Below are 12,979 nucleotides of genomic sequence, written 5' to 3'. Positions count from 1 at the left end.
TGTACCGCGAAGACGGTTCCGACCCCGGCGGATCGTCCGGATGTGCGAGGTGCGCGGGCTTGTCGAATGCTGCAATGCAACGGTGCCGCACGATCGTGCGTAAAGCGCTGGCGCGACCCCCGCTTTCGGTTAAAGTGCAACGTGAACGCCGTTGCTCGTGAGCCGGTATGTCAGCCTGTCCGGCTCGCCGTCGCAGTAAGAATCGAAAGAGAGAATTACTGACAATGACTGGAGGATCTGACAATGCATATCGGAGTGCCTGCTGAGACGCGGGCGAACGAGGCGCGCGTGGCCGCAACGCCGGAGACCGTCAAGAAATACGCGGCCGGCGGCCACCGCGTGAGCGTTGCGAAGGGGGCGGGCGTCGCGGCCAGCTACCCCGACGACGCGTACGCCGCAGCCGGCGCCGAATTGACCGACCAGTCGGCCGCTTTCGACGCCGACATCGTGCTGAAGGTCCAGGCGCCCACTGATACCGAAATCCCGCTGCTCAAGCGCGGCACCGTGCTCGTCGGCATGCTCGACCCGTTCAACGGCGAGCAGGCCGCGCAGCTCGCGGCGGCCGGCGTGACGGGCTTCGCGCTCGAAGCCGCGCCGCGCACGACGCGCGCGCAAAGCCTCGACGTGCTGTCGTCGCAGGCCAACATCGCCGGCTACAAGGCGGTGCTCGTCGCCGCCGCGCTGTATCCGCGCTTCCTCCCGATGCTGATGACGGCCGCCGGCACCGTGAAGGCCGCGCGCGTGCTGATCCTCGGCGCAGGCGTGGCCGGACTGCAGGCGATCGCGACCGCGAAGCGGCTCGGCGCGGTGATCGAGGCGTCCGACGTGCGTCCGGCGGTGAAGGAGCAGATCGAGTCGCTCGGCGCGAAGTTCCTCGACGTGCCGTACGAAACCGACGAGGAGCGCGACGCCGCGCAAGGCGTCGGCGGCTACGCGCGGCCGATGCCCGCGTCGTGGCTCGGCAGGCAAGCGGCGCTCGTGCACGAGCGCGCGAAGCAGGCCGACATCATCATCACCACCGCACTGATTCCGGGCCGCCCCGCGCCGACGCTGATCTCGGTCGAGACCGTGCAGTCGATGAAGCCCGGCTCGGTGCTGATCGACCTCGCGGCCGGCCGCGGGCCGGAATTCGACGGCAGGAAGAGCGGCAACTGCCCGCTAACGGTGGCCGATCAGGTGATCGTCCACAACGGCGTGACGATCGCCGGCCATACGAACCTCGCGTCGATGGTCGCGTCGGATGCGTCGGCGCTGTATGCGCGCAACCTGCTCGACTTCATGAAGCTGATCGTCGCGAAGGACGGCACGCTGAACATCGACCTGACCGACGACATCGTCGCCGCGACGCTGCTGTGCCGCGACGGTGAAGTGACGCGCAAATAAACGGAGGCGACCATGGAGCTCATCAATCACACGGTGATCAACGTGATCATCTTCGTGCTGGCGGTGTACGTCGGCTACCACGTGGTGTGGAACGTCACGCCCGCACTGCATACGCCGCTGATGGCGGTGACGAACGCGATCTCGGCGATCGTGATCGTCGGCGCGATGCTCGCGGCGGCGCTCACGCTCGGCGGCGCGGGCAAGTTCTTCGGCACGCTCGCGGTTGCGCTGGCGGCCGTCAACGTGTTCGGCGGCTTCCTCGTCACGAGGCGAATGCTCGAGATGTTCCGCAAGAAGGAACCGAAGGGTACGAAGGGGGGCGCGCGATGAGCATGAACGTCGTTACGTTGCTGTACCTCGTCGCGTCGGTGTGCTTCATCCAGGCGCTGAAGGGGCTGTCGAACCCGAAGAGCGCCCGGCGCGGCAACCTGTTCGGGATGGTCGGGATGGCGATCGCGATCCTCACGACACTCGCGCTGATCTTCAAGCAGGCCACGTCGCTCGGCGCGGATCTGCCGCTCGGCCTCGGCCTCGTGCTCGGCGCGCTGGTGGTCGGCGGCGCGGTCGGTGCGTTCGTCGCCGCGCGCGTCGAGATGACGAAGATGCCGGAACTCGTCGCGGCGATGCACTCGCTGATCGGTCTTGCCGCGGTGTGTATCGCCTATGCGGTGGTGGCCGAGCCGGAGGCGTTCGGGCTCGTGCCGGCTGACGCGACGTCGGCGAACTTCATCCCGTACGGCAACCGGATCGAGCTGTTCATCGGCACGTTCGTCGGCGCGATCACGTTCTCGGGTTCGGTGATCGCGTTCGGCAAGCTGTCGGGCAAGTACAAGTTCCGGCTGTTCCAGGGCGCGCCGGTCGTGTATGCGGGCCAGCACCTGATCAACCTGATGCTCGCGCTCGCGATGATCGGCTTCGGCGTGATCTTCTTCATCACGCAATCGTGGCTGCCGTTCATCATCATGACGGCGATCGCGTTCGTGCTCGGCGTGCTGATCATCATCCCGATCGGCGGCGCGGACATGCCGGTGGTCGTGTCGATGCTGAACTCGTACTCGGGATGGGCGGCGGCGGGCATCGGCTTCTCGCTGAACAACGCGATGCTGATCATCGCGGGTTCGCTCGTCGGCTCGTCGGGTGCGATCCTGTCGTACATCATGTGCCACGCGATGAACCGCTCGTTCTTCAACGTGATCCTCGGCGGCTTCGGCGGCGAGGCGTCGGCGGGTGCTGCCGGCGGCTCGAAGGAGCAGCGTCCGGTGAAGTCGGGCTCGGCGGAGGACGCGTCGTTCATGCTCGGCAACGCGGAAACGGTCGTGATCGTGCCGGGCTACGGCCTGGCGGTGGCGCGCGCGCAGCATGCGCTGAAGGAGCTGACCGACAAGCTGGTCGAGAAGGGGATCGACGTGAAGTACGCGATTCACCCGGTTGCCGGGCGGATGCCGGGGCACATGAACGTGCTGCTCGCGGAAGCGGAAGTGCCATACGAGATCGTGCACGAGATGGAGGACATCAACGGCGAGTTCGGCCAGGTCGACGTGGTGCTGGTGCTGGGCGCGAACGACGTGGTGAACCCGGCGGCGAAGAACGATCCGAAGTCGCCGATCGCGGGGATGCCGATCATCGAGGCGTACAAGGCGCGCACGGTGATCGTCAACAAGCGGTCGATGGCGGCGGGGTATGCGGGGCTCGACAACGACCTGTTCTACATGGACAAGACGATGATGGTCTTCGGCGATGCGAAGAAAGTCATCGAGGACATGGTGAAGTCGGTCGACTGACGTACTCGAAAAACGCACTCGCGTGCACGGCGGGCGACGGTTGATCCGTTCGCCCGCCTTTTTTTCGCGGCCTGACTATCCTTTCGATGCACGCGGCGACGGTGTCCCGCACGCGCAAGATCGCCGGGTCGCGCTGCGCGTTCGTAAGCCAGCCGATCTCCACCGGATAGCCCGGCAGCGCGACCGGGCACGCGACGACCCAATGCAGCGGCGTCGCCTGCGCGATTGCCCGCGCCGCAGATAATCGGCGAGCGTCAGCGTGCGCGCGCTGCCCGTCGCCTGCGTACGTCAGCGCATCGGCGCTTCCGCGATCCGCATGTAATCGGCGATCCGACGCCCTTCCATGTCCGGAAACTGCTCGTGCACGGTGATGTCGCCCATCCGCGCGATGTCGAAGGTGCGAAAGTCGTCGCGCAGCTCGCACCACGCGCCGATCGTCCAGCGCCCGCCCCAGTACACGAGCCCGAGCGGCCACACGCGGCGCTGCGTGTGCGCGCCGAGCCGGTCGCGGTACGCGAAGCTGACGATGTGGCGCGTGTCGACGGCCTGGTGGATCGCATCGACCTTCAGCGAGAACGCGGCGTCGATGTGGAACGACGGCGCGAACACCGGCAGGCGGTCGAGCGTGGTGCGCTTGTCGGCCGGCATCGCCGACGCGATCTTCGCGAGCGCCGAGCGTGCGCCGCCGGCGAAACGCGCGCCGCCCCAGGTCTCGAGCATCCGCGCGCCCGCGGCGAGCGCCGCGAGCTCCTCCGCGGTGAAGGTGAGCGGCGGCAGGCTCGCGTTGCGGTTCAGTCGGTAGCCGATGCCGGCTTCGCCTTCGATCGGCACGCCCGACAACTGCAGGTCGCGCACGTCGCGGTACACGGTGCGCGGCGACACCGACAGCCAGTCTGCCAGCTGCTGCGCGGTCGTGAGGCGCCGACCGCGCAGCAGCTCGGCAATCTGGAACAGGCGGTCGGCACGGCGCGTCATGGGTGTTCCTCGTTGTGTAGCTCGATTCCGTCGAAGGCGGCGCTTCCGCGATGATAGCGCCGCGCTTGCTGCCCGGCCGACGCGCTCAGTGGCATTTCGGCGCGTGCAGGCCGACGCGGTTGCCTTCGGTGTCGATCAGGTAGCCGATGTAACCGTAGTTGTTCGGCAACTCGACGACCGAGCCCTGCACGACCCCGCCCGCGCGTTTGGCGCGCTCGAGCGCCGCGACGACCGAGTCGCCCGCGTTCAGGTAGACGAGCACGCCGGTGGCGCTCGGCTTCATCTGCTGCGGATCGTAGACGATGCTGCCGCCGGTGCTCGCTTCCTCATGGCCGAACACCGCCATCGGCACGCCGCCGATCACCTCGCGCTGCAGCGTCGTCTGCAGCACGGTTTCGTAAAAGCGGATCGCCCGGTCGAAATCGAGGGACGGAATGTCGAACCATGCGATGGCGCGTTCCTGGGTTGCGGACGTCATGACGTGCTCCTTTTTCGTTCGATTCAGTGTGGAAACCAGCGTTGCATTGCGCCGGGATTGCAGTGTGAGCGGGGGCTGCTGACAGCGTGTTGTCAGTAGATTCGTCGGTGCTGACATGGCAACCGGGCCGCCGAGCGGCGGGGCGGTCGTAGCGGAGCGCGTTCCGTGTACTGGCGCGTCGCCGCGCGGGATGGGCCGTCGGGAAAGGGCGACAGAAGGCGCGCGGCCTTGCCGGTCGGGCGGGATGAGGAGGGCGGGAGGCTGGCCGTCGGGCATGACGGCCACGTCGGGATTCGATGGGGTAGCGCGCAATGCGCGCTGGCGGGCGGCGCCGGTGCGGCGCCGCCCGAAGCGGGGTGCGATCGCTTACGCGTCGCCTTCCGGCGCGGCCGGGCGCGTTTTCACGCTGCCCGCGATCAGGTCGAAGCGGAACAGCCGGCATTCGAGCGCGCCGTTGAAGAGCGGCGTCTTGGCGGACTCACGCAGCCGGAGCTGGCCAGGCAGCGCGCGGTCGGACGTCAGCAGGAACGCCTGCCAGCCCGTGAAGCGCTGCTTCAGCGCATCGCCGAGCGCGTTGAAGAACTCGCTGTCCGGCGCATCGGTGTGCGTGCGGCGGAACGCGTCGTCGTTGCCGCGGTTGCGGCCCGTTTCGCGCGCATCGCCGCGCGGGCCGCGGCCGCGCACTTCGATCCGCTCGCCGTACGGCGGGTTCGCGACGATGATCCCCGGCGCGTCGCACGGCGGCGTCATCCCGCGCGCGTCGACCTGCTTGAGCCACACCGACGGCACGCCCGCGCGTTCGAGGTTCGCGCGCGCCTTCTCGAGCATGTCGCCCGAAATGTCGCTGCCGTAGACCGCGAGATCGTCGCGCTTGCCGCGCGCCGCGCGCTTCGCGTCCAGCGCCGCGACCTTCAGGCCCTGCCACGCGGTGATGTCGTACTGCTTGAGCTTCTCGAAGCCGAAGCGCCGTTCGACGCCCGGCGCCACGCCGAGCGCGATCTGCGCGGCTTCCGCGAGGAACGTGCCGCTGCCGCACATCGGGTCGTACAGCGGCGTGCCGGGCGTCCAGCCGGTCAGGCGCAGGATGCCGGCCGCGAGGTTCTCGCGCAGCGGCGCCGCGCCCTTGTCGAGGCGCCAGCCGCGCTTGAACAGCGGCTCGCCGGACGTGTCGAGGTACAGCGTGCAGTCGGACGCGGTCAGGAACGCGAACACGCGCACGTCGGGCGCGCCGGTGTCGATGCTCGGGCGCGCGCCGGTCTTGTCGCGCATCCGGTCGCAGATCGCATCCTTCACGCGCAGCGTCGCGAACTCGAGGCTCTTCAGCGGCGACTTGATCGCGGTGATGTCGACGCGCAGCGTCTGCGTCGCCGCGAACCAGCGCTCCCACGGCTGCTCGAGTGCGAGCGCGTACACGTCCTGCTCGTTGCGGTACGGGCGGTGCGCGATCTTCAGCAGAATGCGGCTCGCAATCCGCGAATGCAGGTTCGCGGCCATGCCGGCGGCCCAGCCGCCCCGGAAATGGACGCCGCCCGGCACCTGCGCGCCCGCGGCGAACGGCGCGCCGTCCAGGTGGCGGCCGGCGATCTCGGCCAGCTCGGCGGCGAGCGCCGCTTCGAGGCCGCGCGGGCAGGGGGCGAAGAATTCGTACAGGGTGGGCGAGGACATAAGACGGGAGAGGGCGGACAAAAGTCCACTATTGTACGCGGCGCGCGCGGTGGGGCCGGCGGCTTTGCGCGGACCCCCGGTGACCAAAGGGCATAAACGGCATCTGGCGGGGCGGTGGCGGCCGCGGCGGCCCGCTGCGACCGCCCCGCGACGCGGGTCAGTGCGATCCGGACTGTCCCGCGCCGGCCGTGCGGTCGGCAGCCGGCCAGACGAGCACGATCGGATTGGCAACCACCGCGCGGCCGATCGCGGCGACGAGCGCGCGCACCTTGGTCGGCCGCAGGCTGCGCGAGCGCACGGCCATCGTGAACGCAAGCGCGAAGCTCACCAGCACGTTGAGGATCGCCATGCTGAGCACGCCTGCCGCGGCCCACCATAGCTCGGGCGAGTGCAGCGTCTCCTTGCCGAGCACGCCGAGCGCGATGCCGATCGACCCTGCGGACAGCGTCACGTGCCTTACCTCGAACGAGAACAGGAACACGCTGACGATCGCCGGCACGAGACCGAGCATCAGGCCGAGGCCGACGTTCGCGACCACGCCGGCGACGTTCGACCGGCAGAAGTGCGCGAGCTTTGCCGCGCCGGCCACGCCGAGCGTGAGGCGCAACCGGCGGTTGTACGTGAGCGCGTCGCCGACGCGATGCAGCACGAACCAGTTGTCGGCCCAGCCGGCGATCAGGCTCGACGCCCACAGCAGCACGCCCGTGAGCGCTGCGTAGAACGGCGTCGGGCCGAGCAGCGTGAACGACTGCAGCGTCGCGTGCGCCTTCTGCGTCGAGATCAGGTTCGCGTGCAGCACGCTGCCTGCGAACAGCTGCACGAGCAGGCACACGGGCAGCACGACCAGCACGTTGCCGCAGATCGCCGCCGCCTGCGTGCGGATCAGCGCGATCACCGACGCGACGAACTGCTTCACGCCTTCGTCGTGCGTGGTGCCGTCGAGCTCGCGCGCGAGCGTCGGCGCGGTCATCGCGGGCTGCTTGGTCGCGAGCGTGAAGTGCAGGAAGTGCATCAGCATGAAGCTCGCCGCGTAATTGATGCCGGCGAGCAGCCCTTCGAGCATCGACTGCAGGTGCGCGCCGGTGATCGCGAACTTCATGCACACCGTCACGACCGTGACGAGACCGCCGCCCGCGGCCATCCGCAGCATCTTCAGGTACTCGGCGCGGCCGCGCGAGATGTAGTGCTCGCCAGTGTCCGCGTTGGTCTCGACGAGCTTGCGCGCGAACAGCGAGAAATTGCTGCGCACGAGGTGCGCCACGCTCTGGCTGTTCTGGTTCGCGTCGACGAGCTCGCCGGTCAGGTGCGCCATCCCGCGCAGGTCGTCGCGCGCCATCCACGCGTTGAGCAGCATTTCCGCACGCTGGATGCGCATCCGCATCCGCTCGACCTGGAACACGATGTCGACCGACACGCCGTTGCGGTACAGGTGCGAGAACACGTCGTCGACCGCAATCCGGCATTCGTCGAGCAGCGAGCGCAGGTAGTTCACCTCGTGCAGCAGCTTGCTCGGATCGCCGCCGTCCTCGACGGCGGCATGCGCAGTCTCGACCGCGAGCATCGCGCGCGTCAGCCGGTAGAACGGCTGCGACTCGAGCGGCTTGTGCGCGTCGTCGTCGGACAGGCGGCTGCGCACCGTCTGCGACAGGCCGGTCGAGCTGATCTGGCAGGTCAGGTTGTGCAGCGCGGCCAGCAGGTCGCGCGAGAACGAGCCGGGCTCGTGGCGCTCCTCGTCGGTCACGTCGAACGAGAACAGTGCGGCGAGGCGCGCGAGCAGGTCGTCGGGCAGCGCGTCGATCCATTTCGCGTCGTCGGGCGACGGGAACATCAGCGTGAACAGCGCGGACAGCTCGCGGCGGTTCGGCGCGGGCGGGATCAGCGACGAGTCGATCCGCTCGAACAGCGCGCCGAAGAAGCCCGAGTGCACGGGCATGCCGGCGTCGCACAACAGCGAGATGCCGTCGCACTCGCGCAGGATGCTGCGCAGGATCCGCGCGGCGTGCGATTTCCACGCAGGATTGCGGTCGAGCACGTGGAACAGGTAGCGCAGCCGCGCATGCGCGGGATACGCGCGAACGTCGTCGTCGCGGTCGGCCGCGGCGTCCTGCGCGGGCTGCATCGTACCGCTGCGGCGCAGCCAGTGCGCGAGCTCGATCAGCCATTCGCTGCGCTCGGCATACGACGCGCCGGCGTCGGCATGCGCGAGCAGCGCGTCGAGCTGGTGGCTGGCACTGCGCGATGCGCGCCACTTCTTGATCAGGGTCGTCAGGGAACGAAACATAAAGCGGAAATAGCGAAAGCCCTGGAGGGGCGGGTTTCGGATGCGGCGAGGTGCCGGCCGCGCAGCGGCGGCCCCAGGGATACCGGTGAGGCTGGCCAGGTCGCGCTGCCGGGCGCGGCGGCCACGGTGCGGCCCGTTTGATGCGGCTCGCGCGGCGTCACGGGCGCGGGCGGTTTGCGAGGCGGCCGGCCGGCGGTGCTGCCCGGCGCGGGCGACGGGCGCGAGCAGCGGCCGGTGCAGGCCTGAACGTGCGTAGGATCGTCAATCGGCCGCAAAAACGCAAGCCGACCGGATTGCCTATCGACGGTTCCGGCGGATTTTGACAAACAATGCAAGATCGATTGCCCGCGGTGCGCGCCGCGTGGGACCGGCGCACGGCGAGGGAGCCGGTGCCGCATCCGCGTCACGCGTGCGCGTTGCAGGCAGCCGCGCGGGCGGTACGGGCGTAACAAAGGCGCGCACCGCAGCGGCCGGTTACCGGTTACGTCCCCGCTTTGCCGCTTGCGCCGGCTGCATCGCCGGCCGTCGCGCTCGCGGGGCACGGCACGAGCGGCGGCGCGTTCTTCCCGCCGGATGCCGCCGAGGATGCAGGGGCTGCCGCGCCGCGCCGCGCGGCCATCGCGCGCACGCCGGCGGCCGCCTGCGCCGCGATCGCGTCGAGCGCGCGGCGATGGCCGGCGACGAGCGCGTCGTAGCCGTCGCCGACGGGCTCGGAGACGCTCGTGCGGCAGGTCATCACCGCCTGCGTACCGACCGCTCGCACGCTCCACACCGCATCGATCGCCGCACGCTTGCCCGGCCACGACTCGAAGCGCTGCACGTTGACGCTCACGCGGTACACGGGCACGCCGGCCGGATACGCGGAGTTCGCGACGTCGATCGTGCCGAGCTGCGCGGCGAGATCGTCGGACAGCGCGCGGCGGATCTCGTCGGCGGGCGGCGACGCCCAGCGTTCCTGCTCCAGCACGTCGACCTGCGCGGTGTTCTTCTGCACGACGAGCTGGTTCTTCGCGACCTGCTCGGGCACGCCGACGGACGGCACCTCGATCAGGAACGACGGGTTGGCGGGCGCGGTGCGCGTCGCGAGCGCCGCGTCGGCGGGGCTCAGCGTGTAGAACCGCGCGGGCGGCGAGCTGCACGCGGCGAGCGCCAGCGCGGCGGCCAGTGCCGCGCCGCAGGCGAATGCGTTCACGCGTGTCGTCATGGTTGATCTCCTGGCTTGCCCTTGAGCAGCGATTCGGGGTGACGCTCGAGATAGTCGGCGAGCGCGTTCAGCGACTGCAGCGTGCGCGTGAGCTCCTTCAGCGCGCCGCGCACGTCGGACTGCAGCGGCGAATCCTGCTGCAGCGTCGCTTCCGCGGTCGAGAAGGTCTGCTTCGCGGCCGACAGCGTGTCGCGCGCCTCGGGCGCGACCTGCGTGTCGAGCTGCTTGAACAGCTTGTCGGCATTCGCGAGCGCGCTGTTCAGGTTCGCGCCGATCTGGTCGAACGGCACCTTGTCGAGCTTCTTCGCGATGTCGGCGACCTGCAGCTGCAGCTCGTCGAGCGTGTTCGGCACCGTCGGCAGCTCGAGCGGCTCGCGCGCCGTATCGAGCTTCGCGGCGGGCGCCTTCGGGAAGAAGTCGAGCGCGACGTACAGCTGGCTCGTCAGCAGGTTGCCGGTGCGCAGCTGCCCGCGCAGCCCGTGCTGGACGAGGCGCTCGACGATCTCGCGGCGGGCCGGTTCGCCCTTGCTCGCGATCGTTTCGCGGAAGCGGCGGCCGAGGCGTTCCGGATAGACGTTCATCGTGACCGGCATCGTGAAGTTCTTCGTCTTCGGATCGAAGTCGATACCGATGCCCGTGACCTCGCCGAGCACGATGCCGCGGAAGTCGACCGGCGCGCCGACCGACAGCCCGCGCAGCGACTGGTTGAAGCTCATCACGACCTGCAGCGGCTGGCCGTCCGGATCGCGCATCGCGTCGGCCTCGTCGGAGCCGAGGCGGAACGTCGTGTTGTTCGGCGCGGTCGTGCCGCTGCCCTGGCCGGGCGGCGCCTGGAACGCGATGCCGCCGAGGATCACGGTCGCGAGCGACTGCGTGTTCAGCTTGAAGCCGCTCGAGTCGAGCCTCAGGTCGACGCCGCTCGCCTGCCACCATCGCGAGTTGACGCCGACGTACTGGTTGTACGGCGCGTTGACGAACACGTTGAAGGTCACGCCCGTGCCGTCCTTGTCGAGCGAGAAGCCGACCACCTGGCCGACCTGCACGCGCCGGTAGTAGACCGGCGAGCCGATGTCGACGGAGCCGAGCGAATCGCCGCGCAGCACGTACTGCGTGCCTTTCTGGTCGCCGGTCACGGCCGGTGGCGTCTCGAGGCCCGTGAAGTCGGTCTCGGATTCGGCCGAACGGCCGGCGTCGACGCCGATGTACGCACCCGACAGCAGCGTGCTCAGGCCCGACACGCCGGTCGCGCCGACACGCGGACGCACGATCCAGAAGCGCGAACCCTTGACCGCGAAGTCTTCCGATTCCTTCTTGAGCTGCACGTCGACGAGCACGCGCGACAGGTCCTTCGACAGCGTGATCGTCTTGACCATGCCGATCTCGACGTCCTTGTACTTGACCTGGGTCTTGCCGGGTTCGAGGCCCTCGGCGCTGTGAAAGCTGATCGTGATTTCCGGGCCGCGCTCGCGCACGGACTTGATCACGAGGCCGATGCCGATCAGCGCGGCGATCAGCGGCACGAGCCAGACGAGCGACGGCAGCCAGCCGCTCTTCGACGAGATCACGGGATCCGGCGGGCGTGGCTGATCGGGCTCCGGATGGCCGTCCCCCGCATTGGGGTCGTGCTGCGGGCCTTGCGGACTATTCATGGTGTTTCCCTGAGGTTTCGACAGGATCCCAGATCAGGCGGGGATCGAACTGCATCGACGCGAGCATCGTGAGAATCACGACCGAGCCGAACGCGAGCGCGCCGGGGCCGGCCGTGATGGTGGCGAGTGAACGGAAGTGGACGAGCGCGACGGTCAGCGTCACGACGAAGATGTCGAGCATCGACCAGCGGCCGATGCGCTCGACGATCCGGAACAGGCGCGTGCGCTGCATCGGCCGCCACGCGGAGCGGCGCTGCGCGCTGATCACGAGGATCAGCAGCACGCCGAGCTTGAGCATCGGCACGAGGATGCTCGCGACGAACACGACGACGGCGAGCGGCCAGTCGCCCGACACCCAGAAATAGACGACGCCGCTCATGATCGTGTCTTCCTGCGCGCCGACGATCGACGCGGTGCGCATGATCGGCAGCAGGTTCGCCGGAATGTAGAGAATCGCGGCGGCGAGCAGCAGCGCCCAGGTGCGCATGATGCTGTCCGGCGTGCGGAAGTGCAGCGCGGCGCCGCAGCGCGTGCAATGCGCATGCGCGTGCCCGAGCGGCTGCACGAGCCCGCACGTGTGGCAGCTGGCGAGGCCCTCGCGGGCGGCGGTCGGCGTAGTCGTCGGCGCAGTGTTTGGTGTAGTCATCGGCGAGGTGCCTCCGGCAGCGGCGCGGCGGCCGGGCGGCGCTCGGGCGTGCGGCCGGCGCGCAGATCGTCGGCGATGTCCCACAGCATGCGCGGATCGAACATCAGCACGACGGCGATCATCAGCGTCAGCGCGCCGAACGCGAACAGCGCGGCTTCCGGCACGACGCGTGCGAGACTGACCATCTTGACGATGGTCACGACGATGCCGAGCATGAAGACCTCGATCATCCCCCACGGGCGCACGAGCTGGACCGCGCGCAGCACGAGGTTGAAGCCGGGCGGCACGACGCCGCGCCGCATCGGAAACAGCAGGTACAGCAGCGCGGCCATCTCGACGAGCGGGAACAGCACGGTCGAGCAGAACACCATCACGGCGACGATCGCCATGTCCTGCTGCCACAGCGCCTCGATCGCGCCGATCAGCGTTGTCTGCACGCGGTTGCCGTTCACGTCCATCTCGAGGATCGGGAACGCCTGCGCGATCACGAACGTGATCAGCGCCGCGAGCGCGAGTGCGCAGATTCGGTCGAGCTGGGCCGAGCTGCTGCGGTAGAGCAACGCGTCGCAGCGCGGGCAGCGCGCGCTGTCGCGGCCGCCGAGGCGCGGTTTGTGCAACAGTGCGTCGCACTCGTGACAGGCAATCAGGTCGTTTCGTTGCATGGACAATGCGGTTGCGTGACTGCGGAAACGCGAGTCGACGGGGCCGGAACCCGCGCCAATCTTACCAAAACGCCTTTTCCGACGTGTCAAGAGCATGGCGCTGCGTGACCGGTCGGTAACGTGGCGCGAAGCTGGCGGGCGGCTGGCGCGCCCGTCCTGAGATTCCGCGCGCGTCAAAAGGTTGCGGTAGCATGGCGCCCTTGGCATGCGTCGGACGATTGAAAGGCCGCGCTGCGCATGATTGAACTGAGGACT

Annotated in this window: 11 protein-coding genes; 3 read left to right on the top strand and 8 right to left on the bottom strand. The window is 69.0% G+C overall.

Annotated features, from left to right (window positions below):
• Positions 1-243 precede the first annotated feature (243 nt).
• From ACV22Z_RS26705 to ACV22Z_RS26695, 3 genes are read left to right on the top strand one after another with little or no spacing between them, the layout of a single operon-like run.
• The gene (locus tag ACV22Z_RS26705) at positions 244-1,383 is read left to right on the top strand and encodes a Re/Si-specific NAD(P)(+) transhydrogenase subunit alpha (protein ID WP_448079280.1); all 1,140 of its coding nucleotides are present in this window, start codon (positions 244-246) and stop codon (positions 1,381-1,383) included.
• Positions 1,384-1,395: 12 nt separating this feature from the next.
• Positions 1,396-1,713, top strand: a complete 318-nt coding sequence (locus tag ACV22Z_RS26700; protein WP_448079279.1) for an NAD(P) transhydrogenase subunit alpha — start codon at positions 1,396-1,398, stop codon at positions 1,711-1,713.
• Positions 1,710-3,164: an NAD(P)(+) transhydrogenase (Re/Si-specific) subunit beta gene (locus ACV22Z_RS26695; RefSeq protein WP_448079278.1), complete on the top strand. Its 1,455-nt coding sequence runs from the start codon at positions 1,710-1,712 to the stop codon at positions 3,162-3,164. Before ACV22Z_RS26700 ends, ACV22Z_RS26695 begins: the two co-directional genes overlap by 4 nt.
• A 288-nt stretch (positions 3,165-3,452) precedes the next feature.
• Here ACV22Z_RS26695 and ACV22Z_RS26690 read toward each other — a convergent pair whose 3' ends face one another.
• The 8 genes from ACV22Z_RS26690 to ACV22Z_RS26655 form a co-directional block, all read right to left on the bottom strand.
• Positions 3,453-4,139, bottom strand: coding sequence for a helix-turn-helix transcriptional regulator (locus ACV22Z_RS26690; protein WP_448079277.1), 687 nt, complete (start codon positions 4,137-4,139; stop codon positions 3,453-3,455).
• 85 nt (positions 4,140-4,224) lie between these two features.
• Positions 4,225-4,617 (bottom strand): VOC family protein, encoded by a 393-nt coding sequence (locus ACV22Z_RS26685; RefSeq protein WP_448079276.1) that lies wholly within the window; start codon positions 4,615-4,617, stop codon positions 4,225-4,227.
• A gap of 366 nt (positions 4,618-4,983) precedes the next feature.
• The gene (locus ACV22Z_RS26680; protein ID WP_448079275.1) at positions 4,984-6,282 is read right to left on the bottom strand and encodes a THUMP domain-containing class I SAM-dependent RNA methyltransferase; all 1,299 of its coding nucleotides are present in this window, start codon (positions 6,280-6,282) and stop codon (positions 4,984-4,986) included.
• Positions 6,283-6,439: 157 nt separating this feature from the next.
• Positions 6,440-8,563 carry a site-specific recombinase gene (locus ACV22Z_RS26675; RefSeq protein ID WP_448079274.1) on the bottom strand — a complete coding sequence of 708 codons (2,124 nt, stop codon included), beginning with the start codon at positions 8,561-8,563 and terminating at the stop codon, positions 6,440-6,442.
• Positions 8,564-9,044: 481 nt separating this feature from the next.
• Positions 9,045-9,767 carry a PqiC family protein gene (locus tag ACV22Z_RS26670; protein WP_448079273.1) on the bottom strand — a complete coding sequence of 241 codons (723 nt, stop codon included), beginning with the start codon at positions 9,765-9,767 and terminating at the stop codon, positions 9,045-9,047.
• Positions 9,764-11,416 carry a PqiB family protein gene (locus ACV22Z_RS26665; protein WP_448079272.1) on the bottom strand — a complete coding sequence of 551 codons (1,653 nt, stop codon included), beginning with the start codon at positions 11,414-11,416 and terminating at the stop codon, positions 9,764-9,766. Before ACV22Z_RS26665 ends, ACV22Z_RS26670 begins: the two co-directional genes overlap by 4 nt.
• Complete coding sequence (locus ACV22Z_RS26660; protein WP_448079271.1) at positions 11,409-12,062, bottom strand: paraquat-inducible protein A; 654 nt, start codon at positions 12,060-12,062, stop codon at positions 11,409-11,411. The genes ACV22Z_RS26665 and ACV22Z_RS26660 overlap by 8 nt, the downstream gene beginning before the upstream one ends.
• Positions 12,059-12,724 (bottom strand): paraquat-inducible protein A, encoded by a 666-nt coding sequence (locus tag ACV22Z_RS26655; RefSeq protein ID WP_448079270.1) that lies wholly within the window; start codon positions 12,722-12,724, stop codon positions 12,059-12,061. The genes ACV22Z_RS26660 and ACV22Z_RS26655 overlap by 4 nt, the downstream gene beginning before the upstream one ends.
• Positions 12,725-12,979 lie beyond the last annotated feature (255 nt).

This window comes from Burkholderia sp. PU8-34 (assembly GCF_053427725.1).
Note: the sequence above shows the minus strand (reverse complement) of the source record. Positions and strands in the feature narration are given on the sequence as shown.